Annotated in this window: 24 protein-coding genes; 11 read left to right on the forward strand and 13 right to left on the reverse strand. The window is 38.9% G+C overall.

Going from position 1 to position 19,092, the window contains the following annotated elements:
* Positions 1 to 99 precede the first annotated feature (99 nt).
* From dapF to ACEXOE_RS09415, 4 genes are all read left to right on the forward strand, one after another.
* On the forward strand, positions 100 to 876 hold the full coding sequence (gene dapF / locus ACEXOE_RS09400) for a diaminopimelate epimerase (protein WP_394748521.1): 777 nt from the start codon (positions 100 to 102) through the stop codon (positions 874 to 876).
* The gene (locus tag ACEXOE_RS09405; protein ID WP_394748522.1) at positions 870 to 1,391 is read left to right on the forward strand and encodes a GNAT family N-acetyltransferase; all 522 of its coding nucleotides are present in this window, start codon (positions 870 to 872) and stop codon (positions 1,389 to 1,391) included. The genes dapF and ACEXOE_RS09405 overlap by 7 nt, the downstream gene beginning before the upstream one ends.
* Positions 1,391 to 2,434 (forward strand): endolytic transglycosylase MltG, encoded by a 1,044-nt coding sequence (gene mltG, locus ACEXOE_RS09410; RefSeq protein WP_394748523.1) that lies wholly within the window; start codon positions 1,391 to 1,393, stop codon positions 2,432 to 2,434. Before ACEXOE_RS09405 ends, mltG begins: the two co-directional genes overlap by 1 nt.
* A gap of 161 nt (positions 2,435 to 2,595) precedes the next feature.
* Positions 2,596 to 3,231 carry a hypothetical protein gene (locus ACEXOE_RS09415; RefSeq protein ID WP_394748524.1) on the forward strand — a complete coding sequence of 212 codons (636 nt, stop codon included), beginning with the start codon at positions 2,596 to 2,598 and terminating at the stop codon, positions 3,229 to 3,231.
* A 49-nt stretch (positions 3,232 to 3,280) separates the two neighbouring features.
* Here the strand turns inward: ACEXOE_RS09415 and ACEXOE_RS09420 are convergent, their stop codons facing one another.
* Genes ACEXOE_RS09420 through dnaA form a run of 3 tightly spaced genes read right to left on the reverse strand, consistent with a single transcriptional unit; the run spans position 3,281 to position 5,900 of the window.
* Complete coding sequence (locus tag ACEXOE_RS09420; RefSeq protein WP_394748525.1) at positions 3,281 to 4,003, reverse strand: SAM-dependent methyltransferase; 723 nt, start codon at positions 4,001 to 4,003, stop codon at positions 3,281 to 3,283.
* A gap of 3 nt (positions 4,004 to 4,006) precedes the next feature.
* Positions 4,007 to 4,465 carry a low molecular weight protein-tyrosine-phosphatase gene (locus ACEXOE_RS09425; RefSeq protein WP_394748526.1) on the reverse strand — a complete coding sequence of 153 codons (459 nt, stop codon included), beginning with the start codon at positions 4,463 to 4,465 and terminating at the stop codon, positions 4,007 to 4,009.
* A 10-nt stretch (positions 4,466 to 4,475) separates the two neighbouring features.
* Positions 4,476 to 5,900 carry a chromosomal replication initiator protein DnaA gene (dnaA, locus tag ACEXOE_RS09430; RefSeq protein ID WP_394748527.1) on the reverse strand — a complete coding sequence of 475 codons (1,425 nt, stop codon included), beginning with the start codon at positions 5,898 to 5,900 and terminating at the stop codon, positions 4,476 to 4,478.
* A gap of 211 nt (positions 5,901 to 6,111) precedes the next feature.
* Here dnaA and ACEXOE_RS09435 point away from each other — a divergent pair, with 211 nt between their 5' ends.
* Positions 6,112 to 6,510 carry an acyl-CoA thioesterase gene (locus tag ACEXOE_RS09435; RefSeq protein ID WP_394748528.1) on the forward strand — a complete coding sequence of 133 codons (399 nt, stop codon included), beginning with the start codon at positions 6,112 to 6,114 and terminating at the stop codon, positions 6,508 to 6,510.
* Between the two features lie 6 nt (positions 6,511 to 6,516).
* Here ACEXOE_RS09435 and ACEXOE_RS09440 read toward each other — a convergent pair whose 3' ends face one another.
* From ACEXOE_RS09440 to ribD, 4 genes are read right to left on the reverse strand one after another with little or no spacing between them, the layout of a single operon-like run.
* Complete coding sequence (locus ACEXOE_RS09440; protein ID WP_394748529.1) at positions 6,517 to 7,128, reverse strand: IMPACT family protein; 612 nt, start codon at positions 7,126 to 7,128, stop codon at positions 6,517 to 6,519.
* On the reverse strand, positions 7,128 to 7,991 hold the full coding sequence (locus tag ACEXOE_RS09445; RefSeq protein WP_394748530.1) for an EamA family transporter: 864 nt from the start codon (positions 7,989 to 7,991) through the stop codon (positions 7,128 to 7,130). The genes ACEXOE_RS09440 and ACEXOE_RS09445 overlap by 1 nt, the downstream gene beginning before the upstream one ends.
* 1 nt (position 7,992) lies before the next feature.
* A complete protein-coding gene (locus ACEXOE_RS09450; RefSeq protein ID WP_394748531.1) occupies positions 7,993 to 8,595 on the reverse strand; it encodes an HAD-IA family hydrolase in 603 nt (200 codons plus the stop codon).
* Complete coding sequence (ribD, locus tag ACEXOE_RS09455) at positions 8,588 to 9,667, reverse strand: bifunctional diaminohydroxyphosphoribosylaminopyrimidine deaminase/5-amino-6-(5-phosphoribosylamino)uracil reductase RibD (RefSeq protein ID WP_394748532.1); 1,080 nt, start codon at positions 9,665 to 9,667, stop codon at positions 8,588 to 8,590. The genes ACEXOE_RS09450 and ribD overlap by 8 nt, the downstream gene beginning before the upstream one ends.
* A 105-nt stretch (positions 9,668 to 9,772) precedes the next feature.
* On the opposite strand from ribD, the gene ACEXOE_RS09460 reads away from it, so the two are divergent.
* Genes ACEXOE_RS09460 through ligA form a run of 4 tightly spaced genes read left to right on the forward strand, consistent with a single transcriptional unit; the run spans position 9,773 to position 13,774 of the window.
* Positions 9,773 to 10,258: a GNAT family N-acetyltransferase gene (locus ACEXOE_RS09460; protein WP_394748533.1), complete on the forward strand. Its 486-nt coding sequence runs from the start codon at positions 9,773 to 9,775 to the stop codon at positions 10,256 to 10,258.
* Position 10,259: 1 nt separating this feature from the next.
* Entirely contained in the window at positions 10,260 to 11,114 is an 855-nt protein-coding gene (gene prmC / locus ACEXOE_RS09465; protein ID WP_394748534.1) for a peptide chain release factor N(5)-glutamine methyltransferase, read from the forward strand.
* A 21-nt stretch (positions 11,115 to 11,135) separates the two neighbouring features.
* Positions 11,136 to 11,717: an LOG family protein gene (locus tag ACEXOE_RS09470; protein ID WP_394748535.1), complete on the forward strand. Its 582-nt coding sequence runs from the start codon at positions 11,136 to 11,138 to the stop codon at positions 11,715 to 11,717.
* Between the two features lie 59 nt (positions 11,718 to 11,776).
* A complete protein-coding gene (gene ligA / locus ACEXOE_RS09475; RefSeq protein ID WP_394748536.1) occupies positions 11,777 to 13,774 on the forward strand; it encodes an NAD-dependent DNA ligase LigA in 1,998 nt (665 codons plus the stop codon).
* A gap of 1 nt (position 13,775) precedes the next feature.
* On the opposite strand, the gene ACEXOE_RS09480 is transcribed toward ligA, so the two are convergent.
* The 4 genes from ACEXOE_RS09480 to ACEXOE_RS09495 all read right to left on the reverse strand — a co-directional run bounded on the left by ACEXOE_RS09480 (position 13,776) and on the right by ACEXOE_RS09495 (position 16,239).
* On the reverse strand, positions 13,776 to 14,699 hold the full coding sequence (locus tag ACEXOE_RS09480) for an alpha/beta hydrolase (RefSeq protein WP_394748537.1): 924 nt from the start codon (positions 14,697 to 14,699) through the stop codon (positions 13,776 to 13,778).
* Position 14,700: 1 nt separating this feature from the next.
* Positions 14,701 to 15,354: an SdpI family protein gene (locus tag ACEXOE_RS09485; protein ID WP_394748538.1), complete on the reverse strand. Its 654-nt coding sequence runs from the start codon at positions 15,352 to 15,354 to the stop codon at positions 14,701 to 14,703.
* Complete coding sequence (locus ACEXOE_RS09490) at positions 15,284 to 15,613, reverse strand: autorepressor SdpR family transcription factor (RefSeq protein ID WP_449619017.1); 330 nt, start codon at positions 15,611 to 15,613, stop codon at positions 15,284 to 15,286. Before ACEXOE_RS09490 ends, ACEXOE_RS09485 begins: the two co-directional genes overlap by 71 nt.
* Positions 15,614 to 15,780: 167 nt before the next feature.
* Positions 15,781 to 16,239 carry a GNAT family N-acetyltransferase gene (locus ACEXOE_RS09495; protein WP_394748539.1) on the reverse strand — a complete coding sequence of 153 codons (459 nt, stop codon included), beginning with the start codon at positions 16,237 to 16,239 and terminating at the stop codon, positions 15,781 to 15,783.
* Between the two features lie 105 nt (positions 16,240 to 16,344).
* Here ACEXOE_RS09495 and ACEXOE_RS09500 point away from each other — a divergent pair, with 105 nt between their 5' ends.
* The gene (locus tag ACEXOE_RS09500; protein ID WP_394748540.1) at positions 16,345 to 16,629 is read left to right on the forward strand and encodes a hypothetical protein; all 285 of its coding nucleotides are present in this window, start codon (positions 16,345 to 16,347) and stop codon (positions 16,627 to 16,629) included.
* A gap of 186 nt (positions 16,630 to 16,815) precedes the next feature.
* The gene (locus tag ACEXOE_RS09505; protein ID WP_394748541.1) at positions 16,816 to 17,493 is read left to right on the forward strand and encodes a hypothetical protein; all 678 of its coding nucleotides are present in this window, start codon (positions 16,816 to 16,818) and stop codon (positions 17,491 to 17,493) included.
* Positions 17,494 to 17,523: 30 nt separating this feature from the next.
* Here the strand turns inward: ACEXOE_RS09505 and ACEXOE_RS09510 are convergent, their stop codons facing one another.
* Positions 17,524 to 18,486, reverse strand: a complete 963-nt coding sequence (locus ACEXOE_RS09510; RefSeq protein ID WP_394748542.1) for an alpha/beta hydrolase — start codon at positions 18,484 to 18,486, stop codon at positions 17,524 to 17,526.
* On the reverse strand, positions 18,483 to 19,043 hold the full coding sequence (locus tag ACEXOE_RS09515; protein ID WP_394748543.1) for a hypothetical protein: 561 nt from the start codon (positions 19,041 to 19,043) through the stop codon (positions 18,483 to 18,485). Before ACEXOE_RS09515 ends, ACEXOE_RS09510 begins: the two co-directional genes overlap by 4 nt.
* Positions 19,044 to 19,092 lie beyond the last annotated feature (49 nt).

Consider the following 19,092-nt stretch of genomic DNA (forward strand, 5'->3'; position numbering starts at 1 on the left):
AGTTAATAGATTTATTAAAAGTGCTATACGGATTTAACGACTTTTTAACGGCAGCAATTCCCTTAATAAAGTTTTATCTTTGCATTACAAAAGAAATGCATGATACTTACTTTTTATAAATACCAGGGCACAGGAAACGATTTTGTAATGATCGATAATCGTCAAGGAGTCTTCCCCAAAGATGATACCAAACTCGTTGCTTTTTTGTGTGACAGGCGTTTTGGCATTGGAGCAGATGGATTGATTCTCTTGGAAAATGATGATGTTTCGGATTTTAAAATGGTATACTATAACTCCGATGGCAATGAAAGTACCATGTGCGGAAATGGAGGGAGATGTCTTGCTGCTTTTGCAAGATTTCTTGGAATTATTGAAAAAGAAGGTCGTTTTATGGCGGTAGACGGACTTCATTATGCAAGTCTGGAAGGGGATATGGTTAGCTTACAAATGCAGGATGTCCATGGGATTCAGCAAAAGGAAAAATATACGTTTTTGGATACAGGTTCTCCTCATCATGTGCAATTGGTAGAGGAACTAACGAAATTTGACGTCCCTAAGGAGGGGGCCAAATTGAGATATGGTATCTATGGAGAGAAGGGTAGTAATATTAACTTTGTCTCCCAATCGGATAAAAATACCTTTGAAGTGCGTACCTATGAACGTGGAGTGGAGGATGAAACTCTTTCCTGTGGTACCGGTGTCACTGCGGTTGCCTTGGCCATGCACCACAATGGGATAGCAACAGAAGATACAGTACATATCTCTACCCCGGGGGGACGTTTAAAAATTGAATTTGAACAGGATGACCAAGGGTATAAAAAGGTATTTTTGACAGGGCCTGCAAAGCAAGTTTTTAAAGGAGAAGTGCAATGTTAACGCTTCAGGGAAAACATATTTACTTAAGGGCATTGGAGCCCGAAGATCTGCCTTTCCTATATCGATTGGAAAACGATACCACAATATGGGAAATCAGCGGAACAAATACGCCCTATTCCAAACATGTGCTTAAAATGTATTTGGATAATGCCCATAGGGATATCTATGAGGTTAAGCAATTGCGCTTAGGTATTTGCGGAATAAATAAAGAAGTAATAGGTCTTATCGATCTGTTTGATTTTGACCCCATGAATCACCGAGCAGGAATAGGAATCATCATTACTGAGGATTATAGAGGAAAAGGTATTGGGGAAGAGGCTTTATCACTACTAATGGATTATACGTTTTCTACGCTACACCTAAGACAGCTTTATGCAAATATATTAGAAGGGAATAAGGCCAGTATCCAATTGTTTAAAAAGATGGGTTTTGTAGAGGTTGGCGTTAAAAAAGATTGGATTTATACAGGAGAAACTTATAAAAATGAAATATTATTCCAAAAGATAATTAGATAATGTATATCAAAAAAATCATTGTAACCATTGTTTTACTGACACTTATAGGAGGGGGAATATTCTCTTATTATGTTTATACGAGTGTACTTTCGCCAAATACGGCCTTCAATAATAAAACCGCTACGGTTTTTATTCCCACGGGGGCACAATTTTCAGAGGTGCAAGAAGTATTGGAACCCTTATTAAAGGATATGGGGTCTTTTGAATCGGTTGCTGAAAAGAAGGGATATGTGACGAATATCAAAGCAGGGAAGTACCGTATTGAAAATGGGATGAACAACAATCAAATTGTCAATACACTCCGAAGTGCCAATATTCCGGTTCGGGTGGCTTTCAATAATCAAGAAACTATAGAGAATTTAGCGGGTAGAATTGCAAAACAGATAGAAACCGATAGTATATCTCTTTTAAAAGCCTTCAAAGATGAAGCGTTTTTGAAAAATAATGGTTTTAATGCCAATACCATGTTGGCCATGTATATCCCCAATAGTTATGACTTTTTTTGGAATATTTCGGCCCAGGGTTTTCGAGATAAAATGTTGAAAGAGTATCACCGATTTTGGAATGAAGAGCGCTTGCAAAAAGCAAAAGCATTAAAAATGGATCCCACAGAGATTATTTCTCTGGCTTCCATAGTACATAAAGAAACTGTTAAAATTGATGAAAGACCACGTGTGGCAGGGGTGTATTTAAACAGATTACGGAAAAATATTCTATTGCAGGCAGATCCAACGGTCATTTATGCCTTGAAATTACGTGCAGGGGACTTTACCAAAGTATACAAGCGCGTTTTGTACAAGGATTTAGAAATAGATTCTCCATACAATACCTATAAATATGCAGGTGTACCTCCAGGGCCAATTGCCATGCCCGATATATCGGCTATTGATGCCGTGCTTAATGCGGAGAAACACGACTACTACTATTTTGTAGCTAATGTAGAAAATTTTGGATACCATAAGTTTGCCAAAACCCTTGCGCAACACAACCAAAATAAAGTGCAATATATCCGATGGGTGAATAAACAAAAAATCAACAGATAGTGTTAATCGTCTAGTTTTTAGAACATTTTAACTAAAAAAGGGGCATTTTAAGAAACTCTTAGGTGCCTTTTAGTGAGGGCAGAAAAAAACGGACGTATCTTTGCGAAGTGAAATTTAAGCATGTCCTTTCGGACAGATAAGTCTTATTAAAAGCAAGAGATATGAGAAAGTGGATAATTATTATTTGTCCTCTTATCATGATTTTTATTTTGACAAGCTTTGAGAATACTACCACAAATGCTGTGGTTGAAGTTCCCGAAGCACTCAAAGTAAAAGAACCTACAGCGGTTTTATTTCCCAAAGATGAAACTGCTATTGTGCCGACTATGGTGGCGCCTCCCTTTTTGGGAAGCTCCTATACTGGTTTTAAAGAGGCTTTGGCCTTTAAAGAATCTCAAGGAAACTATTTTATTACAAATACCCTTGGGTATCTTGGGAAATACCAGTTTGGAATAGGAACATTACAGTTAATGGGCGTGTACAGCGCTACAAATTTTCTGAATGATCCCGTATTGCAAGAAAAGGCATTTCATACGAATATCGCAAGGAATAAGTGGATATTAAGAAGGGACATCAAAAGATTTGTTGGAAAACGAATTAGAGGTGTCGAAATTACGGAATCGGGTATTTTGGCCGCTGCACATTTGGCCGGTGCCGGAAATGTTAAAAAGTATTTACGATCCTACGGCTCTTATGAAGTGGAAGATGCCTATGGTACAAGTATTGCAAATTATATGAAAAGGTTCTCAGGTTATGATGTTTCTATCATTACAGCCATAAAGAATCCGAAAGTTTAAACAGATAGCATTGCAAAAAAAGGAACCCTGACTGTGAGTCAGGGTTTTTTTATGCTTGAACGATAAAAATTGTTGGTCGCTTGTGCAAAGCTATCGGGGTCTTTTTCCAATCTGTTACCGTCTTTGTCATAATGTATTCCGTAGGAAGGGTAATGTCACAAGCAATACATAGCTTGGTATGAGGGGACAGTACTTTGAGCAATTCCTCCAATAATTTTTCATTTCTATATGGAGTTTCTATAAATAGTTGGGATTGATCATGATCCCGGGATAGTTTTTCGATTTTCCGAATCACTTTTTTCCTTTCTCCGGAATCAATGGGAAGATATCCGTTGAATGCAAAGTTCTGTCCATTCAATCCGCTGGCCATCATCGCTAAAAAAATAGAAGAAGGGCCTACCAGAGGAACCACTTGTATTCTTTTCTCATGGGCAACTTTAACTACATCGGCACCTGGGTCTGCAATACCCGGGCAGCCGGCTTCAGAAAGAATCCCGACATCAAAACCTTCCAAACAGGGATTAAGAAAGGATGGAATTTCACTGGGTTCCGTAAATTTATTGAGCAATTCCAGGTGTAAACCTCCTTGGGATTTACTAGAGCTTATCTTTTTAATAAAGCGCCGTGCCGACTTTTCGTTTTCAACGATATAATGATTTATATTTTCAATGGTTCTTTTAATGGAAATAGGTAAAACTTCCAATGGAGCATTGTCTCCCAAAGTCGTCGGAATTAAGTAGAGCTTCCCCATGGGAGCATCTGTGTGTTCCATAACTTAATCTGTTTTTAATTGTTTGGCTATACTATCGCAGGCAATATCGATCATATGGAAAACTTTTTCGAAACCTTCATCCTGATCATAATAAGGATCAGGAACCTCTGTAATGCCAAGAGCGGTAACTTCCAATAGTAGTTTTACCTTTTCAATATCGCCTTTGTCTTTTGCCAAGGTAAGGATATTGTGGTAATTACTCCTGTCCATGGCATAGATGATATCAAAATTATTAAAATCTTCTTGGCTAAATTGTCTACAACGTTGTTTTGAAATATCTATACCATAACGCTTGGCCACAGCTATGGACCTATGATCGGGAGCTTTTCCGATATGATAGCCAGCCGTACCGGCCGAATCTACTTCAATATCTTCAGGGTCTACCTTACTACTAAGAATACCTTCTGCTAATGGAGACCTACAGATGTTTCCTAGGCATACCATTAGTATCTTGGTGCTCATTGCGTATAAATTAAGAGAATTTCTTGGTCAGATCATCGATATACTTTCGGAACTGCTTATCGGTCTCTGCCAAATTATCGACCGTCTTACAGGCATGTAATACCGTGGCATGGTCTCTTTTTCCAATTTGGGAACCAATACTGGCCAAAGATGCCTTTGTGAATTTTTTAGCAAAGAACATCGCCAATTGACGGGCTTGGACAATATGTCTTTTACGGGTTTTGGATTGTAAGGTCGCTACATCCATTTCAAAATAATCGGAAACTACTTTCTGAATATAGTCAATGGAAACTTCACGTTTTGTGTTCTTTACAAATTTCTCTACCACAGTTTGCGCCAATTCTAAAGTCACTTCCTTTTTGTTGAATGAAGATTGCGCAATTAATGAAATGATGGCGCCTTCCAATTCGCGAATATTGGTTTTAATGTGTTTGGCGACATAATCCACAATATCATCGGGCATTTCAACACCATCCCGATACAATTTGTTCTTTAAGATGGAGATACGGGTTTCATAATCCGGATTTTGAAGTTCAGCAGACAATCCCCATTTGAAACGGGACAATAAGCGTTGTTCAATATCCTGCATGTCTACCGGAGCTTTGTCCGAAGTTAAAATGACTTGCTTGCCATTTTGGTGCAAGTGATTAAAAATGTGAAAGAAAACATCCTGGGTGCCCGACTTACCAGATAAAAATTGTACATCATCAATAATCAGCACATCGATTAATTGATAAAAGTGAATGAAATCGTTTCTGGTATTTTTCTTGACAGATTCAATATACTGCTGCGTAAATTTTTCCGCAGAAATGTAGAGTACCGTGCGCTCCGGATATTTATCCTTAATCTCTACACCTATGGCATGGGCCAAATGGGTTTTTCCAAGACCTACCCCTCCAAAAATCAACAAAGGATTAAAGGAAGTGCCTCCAGGTTTATTGGCTACAGCCATTCCTGCCGATCTGGCCAACCTATTGGAATCCCCTTCCAAGAAGTTGTCAAAATTATAATTGGGATTCAATTGTGATTCAATCTTTATATTTCGAATACCCGGAATCACAAAAGGATTTTTTAACTGAGGGTTCTTGGATTTAATAGGAACATCCAATTCTTGGGGTGCCATTGTTGCTCTATTGGAACTTGGGATTTTTTCGGTGAACGGCTCACGATTTCCGTAAGTGTTCTCCATTTTTATAATGTACACCAACTTGGCATAATCGCCCAGCTCTTTGGTCAGAGCAACTTTTAATAATTTTACATAATGCTCTTCGAGCCACTCATAAAAAAATTTACTTGGAACTTGAATGCTAAGCGCGTTATCTGATAACTTAATTGGCTTGATAGGCTCAAACCATGTTTTGAATGCCTGCGGTTGGATATTATCCTTGATAAAGTCCAAACAATTGTTCCATACGGAATTGGCAGTAACACTCATGCTTATGTTAAAATATTATAGTTTGTTAGTGAATAAGGCTCGTTGGTTAATCAAAATACTGGTTCGTTGAACCATATGTTTGTGGGGGCAAATATGTGAACAAAAAAACTAAAAAAAAAATCATTTGGCATTGAATTTTTCATTTTTTTTTCTCATGCCTAGCCAGTACTTTTGAGAACTTTTTAAATATATAATTTTTACTTGATAAAATATGGTTTTTCATGAAATTTCTTTTAGGGTACGCTATTCGGAAACGGATCAAATGGGAGTTGTTTACCATGGAAATTATGCGCAATACTTGGAGATGGGACGCGTTGAGTGGTTAAGGTCTTATGGAATTTCCTACAAAGAGATGGAAGAAAACGGAATTATGTTACCCGTGATTTCCTTGGCGTTGAAATTTAAAAAATCAGCATTATATGACGATCTGATAACCGTGGTCACCAAGTTAAAAAAAAGGCCTTCGGTAAAGATCGAATTTGATTATGAAATTCGGAATGAATCCAACGAAATTTTGGTGGAAGCAAATACCGTTCTCGCATTCATGGATATGAAAACAAAAAGACCGGTAAAATGCCCCGATTATGTTCTCGATAAAATTGAAATCTAAGGATACCTATATTTCCTGAATTTTTACATTCTGCATTTTTCCAAAAATTGTTGCTATGGTATCGACTTTTGATTTTCTAATAGCAATCTCATACCTACATTCGGTATCCAATTGCTGTGCAATAATATTGATCTGATGTTGTTTAATAGCGCGCATCACAACATTCATAGAGGCATAATCAAAGAAAAGCACAAAGTGCTGTTGTACGATTTTTTCAATAATAGGGCTGGCTTCCAAGGTCATTTGTGCGGTAGTTCTATAGGCACTGATTAAGCCCCCGACGCCTAATTTAGTTCCTCCAAAAACACGGGCAACGGCAACTAATACGTTGGTTACTCCAAAGGATTGTAACTGCCCATATATAGGCATTCCTGCACTATTGTTGGGTTCTCCATCATCATTTGCCCTATATCTTATGCGGTCGGTGCCCAACTGCCAGGCATAGCATACGTGATTGGCGGTATGATGTTTTTTTTTAAGAGACTCGATAAGGGGTTTTACCTCGTCTTCATTTTGTATGGGAAAACTATAGCCGTAGAATTTACTTTTCTTTTCTTTAAAGAGCACTTCTTCTTTTAATGAAGTGGCTATGGTTTTATAGGTATCTTCCATTTGCATTAAAATAAAGCTACTAAAAGAATACTGATCATGGCCAAGGCAATACCGCCCCAATTTTTAAGGCTTACTTTTTCCCGAAAAAGCACAATTCCCAATAAAGTAGAAAAGAGTACAATGGCAACATTGTTTATCGTAAAAACAGAAGCGCTGTTCAAGCCTTCTTGTTGCAAGGCACGTAATAAGTAATAAATAGAAAAATAATTAGGGACCCCGAGAATAATTCCACCTAAAACGTTTTTAAAACGAATTTTCAATGGTGTTTTTATGGCTCTAAATAGGATGAACACGATTCCTATGACCGCCGCAGCGCCAAAGACTGCAGAAGAAAATAAAGGTAGCTCGCTTTTTTTTACAAAAGTTTCTTCCATGTATTTTAAACTAATATCAATAAGTCCCGAACCTATAAATACAGCTGCGGTTAATAAGAGGGCATTTTTTCCCACCTGGATGGATTTTTCTTTGGCTGAAGCAAAATATACGGCAGCCAAGGCCAAAAGAATTCCAAGAATTTTTAAAGCGCTCAACGTTTCTTTATATAGGAATACGCCAAAAACTACAGGGATTACCAAAGACATTTTGGTGGCAACGGAGGCAGCAGATACTCCTATGCGCTGTGAGGCCATTGCCATGAGATTAAATACTAGGATAAACAATGTTCCAAGCGCCAAAGTTCCTAAAAACCAAGGTTTTTCGGGAATATCAGAAAAATGGAAGCTCTGATCATAGCTTAGTAAACCCACAGTACAGGCTACTACATAATTCGTGATGATGGCGTACAGTGTTTCAACTTTATAGGTGGCAAACAATTTAAAAATAACAAAAATCAAACTTGAAAAGAGTACACTTAGTGCTAAATCGAGCATATTATAATTTTGATTTTAATTCAATGATATCTTCGTGTCCCACTGCTAAATTCCATGTTTTGATGCCCAACTTTGCCGCTGCATCCGTGTTTTCTTTGGTGTCGTCAACAAAAAAAGTTTCCTGGGCCAGTAATTGATTCTCACGTAAGACAAATTCATAGATGGACGCGTCGGGTTTTCTGTAATGAATTTCATGGGATAAATAAAATTGCTCAAAACAATGCTTAAATCGCTCAAAACGCTTTTCGGTCATATTTTCAATGACTTTTTCAATATGTAAGGCATTGGTATTGCTCAATAAAAAAAGACGATATTGTTTCTCTTTTGCCAATTGCTCAATATAGGTCAGCCGATATTCAGGAAACATTAAGATAATGGCATTCCATGCGTAGCGCAACGCCTTTCGATTTGCTTTGGGAAACTGATTTTCCATCTCTTGGAGAAAGGTATCGGATGATATGCGCCCTTTTTCATACGTATTCAGAATATGCTGCAATTGCGGCGTTATCCCAGTAAAACCAAAAGGGGTCATTTCCCTAGCCGTGGCTGCTTTGTCCAAATCAATAAAAATGTCTCCAAAATCAAAAACAATATTTTTAATCATTGTGGTAAATTTTTAAGGTATCGGAAGCAATTTTTGTGATGGTGCTCTTACTCGAGGGCAATAGTGGAGCTTTAATACCGGCCTTGAACAAAGTGGGGCCGGTAAATACCCTTGCCTCGTCCCATAAGTTGGCATCAATAAAAGTTTGTAGCGTTCGCGCCCCTCCTTCAATAATAAAACTTAGTAACTGATGTTGGTGTAGGACAGCACAGATCTGTTCCGCAATATTTTTAGAAAAATCAATAGGCTCATACTGTATCCCTGTTTGAAACAAATGGGCCTCTGATATTTCCGTGAAAACAATGGTTTTGACCGAATTGTCCATAAGGTGGAAGTGCTCTGGAATTTTCAGCTGCCTATCCAATACGATACGCACTGGGGATGCTCCCGCCCAAAGACGTGTATTTAAACGGGGATTATCTTCTAGAACAGTCTGGGTGCCCACCAGAATTCCTTGTTCCTGACTGCGCCATTGGTGTACCAATTGTTTTGAATAGGTATTGGTGATCCAGTAGGGTTCGGGCTGTTCTTTGCGCCAATTTTTTTTGGGAGCAATAAATCCATCGGCGGTTTCTGCCCATTTAAGAATAATAAGCGGACGCTTTTTTTCATGAAAAGTAAGGAATCTTTTATGGTGCTTTTTACAAAGATCTTCCAATACTCCATATACGACTTCTAGCCCGGCCTCCTGCAATTTTTGAATTCCCTTTCCTGCTACTTTCTCATGCGGATCTTTACAACCAATGACTACTTTGGGGATTTGTTTTGCAATGATCATATCGGCACAGGGAGGTGTTTTTCCATAATGGGAACAGGGTTCCAAACTTACGTATAGGGTGGCCTCCTTTAACAGGCTTTTGTTTTCTACCGAAGCTATGGCATTCACTTCGGCATGGGCTCCGCCATAGGGACTGGTGTAGCCCTCTCCAATGATTTTTCCATTATGGACTACAATACTGCCAACCATTGGATTGGGAAAAGTAGTGCCCAGTCCATTTTTAGCGGTTTGAACACAGCGGGCCATGTAGTATTCATGAGAAATATCTGCTTTATTTTTTGCCGTAGTTGTCATTTCATTGAAGTCAATTTTTTACAAGCATCTAATTTTATGTTTATATGCTTTTCCTGTATCTTCACTCCGCAAAAATAGAACAATTAAAAAGATATTTTTTATCAAATGCAGGACCTTGTCATACGTGAAATCAAACAAGAGGACAATGCAGCCGTGGCCAAGGTAATCCGCTCGGTTTTGTTAGAGATGGGCGTTCCTAAAATAGGGACAACCTATGCGGATACCGCTTTAGACCGTATGTATGAAACCTATGACGTTCCCGGAGCGAGTTTTTTTGTCCTTGAAATTTTAGGCGCTATTGCGGGTTGTGCGGGTGTCATTCAGTTAGAAAGATATGATGGAAAAGTATGTGAATTGCAAAAAATGTATTTTTTAAAGGAAGCAAGGGGAAGGGGACTAGGTGCCAAAATGATTGAAATCTGTTTGGAACGAGCAATTTCCTTGGGCTATGAAAAGTGTTATCTGGAAACAATGCCGTATATGGAAAATGCCCAAAACCTATACTTGAAAAACGGATTTCGCCCTATAGATGGCCCTATGGGAGATACCGGACATCACGCTTGTTCTGTGTGGATGCTCAAAGACTTGTAAGATGCTGTTAAAAGAAATCAAAAATATATTTCATACAGAATTAAAGACGCTTTATACAAAGGAGGAAATCACCAATTTCTTTTATATCCTTTTAGATCATTATCTGGGGTTGGAGTCCTTTATTTTGGCTTTGGAGCCTCAAAAAATAATTTCAAAAACAGAAGAGCAGCCTTTGTTTGAAGCATTGACATTACTGAAGCAGGAACGACCCATTCAATATATTACAAATACTTCTTTTTTTTTCGACCTTAGGTTTTATGTAGATGACAATGTTTTAATACCGCGGCCCGAGACGGAAGAATTGGTGGAGTGGATTATTTCATCGGTTTCCGGAGGAGATGGGACTCCGATTAAAATATTGGATATAGGCACTGGAAGTGGCTGCATAGCCCTGACTTTGGCCAAGCATTTGCCCCAGGCAAAAGTGTACGCCTTGGATGTATCGGAAGCAGCTTTGAATGTGGCGCGGAAGAATGCGGAATTGTTGAAGCTCGATATCCACCTTGTACAAGGCGATATTCTGAGCATGGACCGACTACCTGAACAGTTTGATATTATTGTTTCCAACCCTCCTTATGTACGGGAATTGGAAAAAAAGGAAATCCGTAACAATGTAAAAGATCATGAACCCGCAAAAGCCCTTTTTGTACCAGATAACACTCCTCTGTTGTTCTATAAAAAAATAGGGGAACTGGCAGCCCAGTTTCTTACTAGGCGAGGAAGTCTCTATTTTGAAATCAATCAATATTTGGGAAAAGAAACCGGGGAGCTTTTGAAGCATCAAAATTTTTTGGAAATTGAGGGGCGTAAGGATCATTTTGGAAATGATCGCATGTTGAAAGCGAAAAAAAGATAGACAAATAGTTAATAACACCTTATGGAAAGTATTGTTGTATTTTGTGGAAGTAGTGATGGAAATGATGAAAAAGTGATGGAGCAAGCCTATCAATTGGGAAAAAACCTCGCCACAAGGGGGATTCATTTGGTATATGGTGCAGCAAAAATTGGGGTCATGGGCAAAGTTGCGCAAGGAGCTTTGGACCATGGAGGAACAGTACTAGGGGTCATTCCTGAATTTTTAAAAGTAAAAGAAGTTTTTCATAATGGTCTTACCGAGTTGATCGTAACTGATAATATGCATCAACGAAAATTGAAAATGCACGAAAGATCCGACGGTATTATGATGTTGCCTGGAGGTTTTGGTACCCTGGAAGAGTTTTTTGAAATGTTAACATGGGCACAGCTGGGGCTACACCCGTATCCCATTGGTATATTGAATGTCAATAGTTTTTACGATCCTTTAATGAATATGCTGAAGACTATGGTTGCGCAGGGCTTCGTAAAACAAGAAAATTATGACATGATTTTAATCGATGAGAGTATTGAGGGGCTACTATCAAAAATGGAAAGTTATCGTCCACTTCCCGTGCCCAAATGGATCAAGAAAGAACAAGTGTAGCATAATAATAGGGAAGGCTGTTATAGGCTTCAACCCATAATTTGTACAAAAGAAATTTAATGAGTGTAAAAGAGAACATTACCCAACTTAGAAATGAATTGCGCCAGCATAACCATAACTATTACGTATTGGATCGGCCTACCATATCGGACTATGAGTTTGATATGAAGCTAAAATCCTTACAGGAGCTGGAGGCCAAACATCCCGAGTTTCACGATCCTACTTCTCCTACTTTGAGGGTAGGGGGAGAGGTCACAAAGAACTTCAATACCATTGTACATGAACACCGTATGTATTCCTTGGACAATTCCTACTCCAAGGAAGATTTAATGGATTGGGAAAAGCGCATTCAGCGTATTCTGGGCGATGTTGAGGTTAACTACACTTGTGAGCTTAAGTATGACGGTGCCTCTATTAGCCTGACCTATGAAGAAGGCCAACTGAAACAGGCAGTGACCCGTGGCGATGGTTTCCAGGGAGATGAGGTAACCACAAACATTAAAACTATAAAATCCATTCCGCTACAACTCCAAGGAAATTACCCGCCTAAGTTTGATATTAGAGGAGAAATTGTATTGCCTTTTGAAGGTTTTGAAAAAATGAACAAAGCCCGTATTGCAAATGGGGAGGAACCCTATATGAACCCAAGAAATACGGCCTCGGGAAGTCTAAAATTACAAGATAGTGCCGTAGTCGCGCAGCGCCCATTGGAATGTTTGTTGTACAGCATTACGGGAACGCAATTGCCGATACAAACGCAGTTTGAAATGTTGGAAAGTGCGCGAAAATGGGGGTTCAAAGTGCCTTCTATTGCGAAATTATGCAAGAATATCGACGATATTATGGATTTCGTTACCTATTGGGACGAACATCGGCACGAACTTCCGTACGAGACCGATGGTGTGGTCATCAAGGTAAATAGTTTGCGTTATCAAGAAGAATTGGGACATACTTCAAAAGCCCCAAGATGGGCTATGGCCTACAAATTTAAAGCAGAGCAGGTATTTACCGTACTTCGGGAAATTACCTATCAAGTTGGACGTACCGGAGCCATTACCCCTGTTGCCAATTTAGAACCTGTATTATTGGCCGGAACAACCGTAAAAAGAGCATCTCTTCACAATGCAGATCAGATCGAAAAACTGGATATTCGGGAAGGGGATACGGTATTTGTGGAAAAAGGAGGGGAAATTATTCCGAAAATCATAGCCGTAGATATGGGGAAACGCCCAGAAAATTCTACTCCAACAGTTTATATAGACAGCTGCCCGGAATGCCATGAACCTTTAGTGCGTACCGAAGGGGATGCCAAACACTATTGCGTCAATTTTTATGGTTGCCCTCCACAGATAACAGGAAGAATACAGCATTATATTTCCCGAAAAGCCATGGATATTGAAGGTTTGGGAGGAGAAACCGTGGAATTGTTGTTCAAGGAGGGGTTGATAAGGAATTATGCCGATCTGTACACCTTGACCAAAGAACAAATTATGCCTTTGGAGCGCATGGCAGAAAAATCTGCCGAAAATTTGGTTAAAGGAGTGGCAGAATCGGTCAACATCCCCTTTGAACGTGTCCTCTTTGCATTGGGTATTCGTTTTGTTGGGGAAACCGTGGCCAAAAAATTGGCAAAAGCCTACAAAAATATTGATGCTCTCATGGCGGCTACCGTTGAAGATCTGGTAGCGGTAGATGAAATAGGACAGCGTATAGCGGACAGTGTTGTGGAGTTTTTTCAAAACGAAAAGAACCTTGTGATCGTTGAACGATTAAAAAGCTATGGCGTGAAATTTGAATTGTCTGCAGAAAAATTATTGAATCAAACCGATCTTTTCAAAGGACAGACCTTTGTGGTTTCCGGAGTATTCGAAAAAGTAAGCAGAAATGAATTGAAAAAAATGATCGAAGATAATGGAGGAAAAGTAGGATCCTCCGTATCCTCTAAAACAGCTTATTTGGTAGCAGGGGATAAGATGGGCCCCAGCAAACGTACGAAAGCCGAAAATTTGGGTATCGCCATTATTTCGGAAGAAGATTTTTTGGCATTATTGGCCTAATCTACCAAGTATCCAAGAAGGAAAGAAGTTTGGGGATCAATTCTGGATGTAGGGGAAGGTCAGGGTTGGAATAGGTGCCTAGATTTTCAATCTGATTTTCAGTACTTTCTTTTAGGACATGGTTCATTCCTGTGATGATTTCTATTGCTGCGCTAGGTTGTGATGCCGCTAGGCTTTGGGCGCCTTCAACAGTGATTTGAAGGTCTGTAGTACCCTGAATAATAAGGATGGGGGCAGCAATCTTTTTAATTTGAACTCTAGGATCATACGCCATGAAAGACATCATATAATCTTGGATTTTTGGATGGAGGAAAGCGTGCAAATACTGGGGTACGCTATCAGTTTTTACTCCAATATTTAGGCTATCCAATATGGGAAAGGCAGTATCTTTTACAAATTGGGGCTGCGCTGCCAATTGTCGTTTTAAGGTGGTATAAACATCTTCTGTAATCCCTGCCAATGAAATAAGACCATCTGCTTGGACCTGTTGCATGGCAGACATTCCTGTCAACCCCCCTTGGCTATGCCCTATAATGATCACCTTGGCATATTTTTTCTTTAAAAAAGCAATCCATTTTTCTGCATCTCGGATATAGTGTTCATAACGCAATTTTTCAGGAGAAAGGCTACTATTTTTGCTTTTGCCCACACCTCTTTTGTCATATCTCAAGGTGGCATACCCCTGATTTGTTAATGCTTTGGCCAATTGTTTTAGGCTGTTATTGGTATAGTTCAAGGGTAAGGTATTGCCGTTTCTATCGGTTTCACCAGAACCTGAAATAATGAGGATGGCTTTCTCTGTTTTTTCTGTTGGAGTTAACAGGGTCCCGTAAAGCGTAAGATCATTGCTAAGAACACTTACCTCTTCCTGGGAAGATAGGGATAGGGAAAATAAGGATATGAATAATACTAGTGCGCGTCTCATATTATGCTTTTTTTGATAATTGATAATATTTGTGATAGGAGTAAATAATGGGAACAAGTATAAGTACCGCTACGATACCGGCATTGATGATCCAAATTTCCTGAGGAGATTTCCACAGATTCAAAATGATGATAAGCAGCCCCCCAATACACCATACGATACTGCCATAGTGATGGGTACTCCTCCAAATACTTTCATTTTCCAAGGCCCAGGGTGTTCTAAACCCGATAAAATAATTGGGCTTTATATTCCTGAAATAATTGCCAAGAATGAAAATGGTAAAACCAATGATAATGTAGAAAGAAGATTGAAAATTAGATTGGGGATGAATTAAGATATGAATGTAGAGCAAAACCACACTGGCAATAATCATGGAAAGAAAAACGCGAATATGGTATAACTTGTTTCCAATGCTGCCAAGTTTCTTTTTTGGATCTATGTATTTTGCCAAAAGAAAAAGACCATAAGTGAGTAAAGGGACTAGAATGGCAATGAAGTATAAGGTGTTCTTTCCGCCCCAGCGATCCGCCTCTCCATATAGGTTAAAATGGACGGGGATTTTTTCAGGAATCTGATTCCAAGATTTAATCAGATAAAGTATCGGGAGTATAATCAGTACCCATAAGGGGATTTCTCGAAGTAGTTTTTTTCTCATTTAAATTGCCTTTTAAATTATAAATCCATTGAAATAGCTCTTCAACCACCGTAGTATTCAATGAATAAATGATGTGCTGTCCTTTTTTTGTGGCAGAAACAAGATCGGCTCTTTTTAGGATGTCCAGATGGTGGGAGATACTGGGCTTACTAATATGAAATTTATTGGCAATATCACCGGCATTCATATCACCTTCCTTGAGCAAATCTAGAATAGCCCTACGTGTGGGGTCACTAATGGCTTTAAAGATATTATTCATCAAAAAATGTATTTATATAATTAGACAAACATCTAAATAATTATTTGATTTTGCAACTTTCTTGTTGAAATAGCAACTACATTACTTGTATATCTCGCCGAATAATAGTCCACACAATGGAGAGGGGGCAGAGTTCTGAAAAGCTATCATTAAGTCCATGATGTCTTTTATTTTATGCCAATTTCCTTATACATGATGGGCAAAAAACGATCTTTTATGGAACTTTGCAATTGTCCTATCACCCTAAATCCTTGCTTGGCATAAAAGTTTTCCGCATTTGGATCGGCATCAAGAGTCACACTTTTATACCCATCTTTTGCTATGCGGTCTAGAAAATCATTCATTAAGATTTTTCCCAAGCCCTTGCCGATATAGGCGGGATCAATAAAAAGGAAATTGAGCTTCACTTCTTGGGAATTGATGAACTCATAGGCATAAAAGCCCATAATGTTGTTTTCGTCCCCTATTTTGTAGACTTCATTTGTGGCAATATAGGATGCGGTTATGGTGAGTTCATCTTTCCATTCTTCAATTTGTCGTGCCGGGTAGCCCCAGTAGGACTTGGATTGAATGGTTAGTTGTGTCAATTTTTGAGCATCGGTATTATTCGCTTCTTCTATTCTCATACGAATAAGAAAGGTACTAAGTTTTTTCTAATTTCAAAGCAGGAATAGATTATGAATTTTAGTGTCTCGGAATCTGTACTTTTGTAGGGTTCGTTCCCAGAAAAAATGAATTACGAAATTTTCTTAAATAGCCTAAATGGAGCCTTACCCTCCACGACCTGGTCTTCTGGATTACAGTCTATTTGGTGGGATGCCAAAGGGGATTGGGAAAAAGCCCATGATATTGCCCAGGATATGGATACGATGATTGGCTGCTGGTTGCATGCGTACTTACACCGTAAAGAAGGCGATGATTTCAATGCGGCCTACTGGTATGCAAGAGCAGGAAAACCCTTTCCTAAATTTAGTTTGGAAAAAGAACAGGAAACTATTATACAGTTCCTGCTCTAAACAAATCATCATCCATTGCCGATGAGGGGCTTATTAAAAAAAACTTGAACACTACACTATACTCCTAATTTTTTTTAGATTGATAATCAACCATTTGCCTTTTTTTCGATAAAAGGAAGTAGGGTAGTGCATAGGGACGGCTGTTGTACTAGCAAAACAATGAACAACATTCAAATTAAAAAAGCTATGAAAAAGAATTTTGTATTTAGTATAAGTTTAATGGCCTTATTGCTGCTCTTTGCTTGTGAAGTGGAACCTCTGGAAACTGATGGAGGGCAAGGCGAAAATCCGACGGAAGAAAGCCCTACGGGCGAAGAGAACGATGATGACGGTGAGAACGGAGATGATGGTGAGAATGGAGAAGATGGTGAAAACGGAGGAGATGGTCAGAATGGAGAAGATGGTGAGAATGGAGATGATGGTGAAAACGGAGATGAAGAAGAAAATCCGGCAGATGCTGAGGGAGAAACCAATGTATTCATTCGCGATCTGGTAGAGGTTGAAGGAAGCTGGGAAGTTATTGAGAGCAGAGAACGGGGTGGTGATTTTATGGATGAAGACCAAATTGATGTAAATCGTCTTTTTGATCCTATTGAAACCAATGGTGGAATTGCCAATTTGGTGGTATTTTCAGGAAATGAATTGCAATTATTTGAGGCCGGGAATAACACACCGCTTTATGTCTTTGAAGGATCTAATTTTATTAAAGGTGTTGTAATCCCTTCTATTTTTAATTTTGAGCTTTCTTCAGATCCTCAAAACCGGAGTCAGGTCATCGTCTCATTTGATCGGGATGGCAATTTATTATTGGGTCAGGCCTTTAGTAAAACCAGAATTTTATATCGACTTCGAAAAGTACAGTAATTGGCCCTTTTTTGAGAACATTTTGGAAAGCTACTCTTTAGAGTGGCTTTCCTCTATTTTTGGCATATGGCGGTTCAGAAATGCCAAAATAGCATCCATATAGGCCTGACCTCCCATTTCATAGAGATTTTCATGACCCGCCCCATCAATGATATGCAGTTCTTTTTCCTTAGAATTTAGGTTTTTGAATAGTAATTTTCCATAATTCAAAGCAATCTTTTTATCCGCATTTCCATGATTTATTAGAATGGGTTGATCTATTTTAGGTACAGATTGAATAGGACGTACACTATCCGGATTAAAATAGGCTATTTTAGCAGCATTGTTCAGGGCTCTATTTGATATCCATGAAGACCGAAATCCAAATAATTGCTTTTGATAATCGGATACGATAACACGCATTTCTGTAAATGTACTTTCAACAATACCAAATGTAATACGCTTATCTATTTCCATGGCTTGGAGTGCAATGGCTCCGCCCATAGAGTTTCCCCAAATACCAATGGGTTCGCTTGGGTGGTGTGCTTTTAAATAGTCCACAATAGCCTTAACATCATATTTTTCACGATACCCATAAGTACAGTATTTTCCATCGCTCTCCCCATGGGCTCTGGCATCGAAAATAAGGCAACTCATACCTTGTTCGGTCAATAATTTGGATAGACCCAGATAATGCTCTTTACAACCTCCAATACCATGAAGTAAAATGATGGTACCTCTGGAAATACCTTCCTTAGGCTGTATGAAATACCCCTTTAATCGTATAGAATCTTGAGTGGTAATGCTGACATCTGTATACTTTAATTGATAATCTTTTGGATGAATGCCATTTGGAAACCTCCCTTTTGCGACTTGTTGCTCCAAGTTAACGCGATAAGGCAATACAATGGCATAAGGGGCAATATGATCTGTAATTACATAGATGCCTATACTTCCAAGTATCAGCAGGCCTATAATAATATACGGTAAGTTTTTCTTTAAACGTGGCTTCATCTCAACAGGAATATCGTTTTTATATCCTGGAGACTTAAATTTTCAGGATACTTGAGAATTAACTGATTCACATAAGCCAGACCTTCTTCACAAGCCCTATTTTTAAGCGAACATTGATAGCTGTAGGCCGCTGCCAATTGTTGTTGAATCTCTAAATCATCAGGACAAATTCCAAGGGCTTCCTTATACTGAAAAATGGCATTGTGCCAATGCTGTTCTGATAGCCATCGATTCGCATCTTCCACAAAGAAATAGAACTTTTCCATATCCTGTGCCGTTGGTTCTTTTTCAAGGCTGGCCACTATAACTTCTTGATGGGTCGAAGTAATAATACTATGGCCAATATAGAACAGTAATGGAAGTACTAAAACGAAGGCGACCCAAAAATTTCTACGTTCAATACGTCTGTTTTGCTCCGTGATTTTTTTGCGTATCTGTTGCAATTGTGCTACGGTAGCCTTTTTTTTTGCTACTTTTCCTTGAGCAGCTTTAAAATTTTCTTTCCGCGTACCTAGAAAAACCACCTCACGCTTAAACAGACGTTTCCTGCGCAACATTTTTTTATTTGCGCGCAGACTTTGAATCATTGCTAATGCGTAGCCTCCT

Source organism: Spongiimicrobium salis (genome assembly GCF_043678055.1).
Classification (GTDB): domain Bacteria; phylum Bacteroidota; class Bacteroidia; order Flavobacteriales; family Flavobacteriaceae; genus Spongiimicrobium; species Spongiimicrobium salis.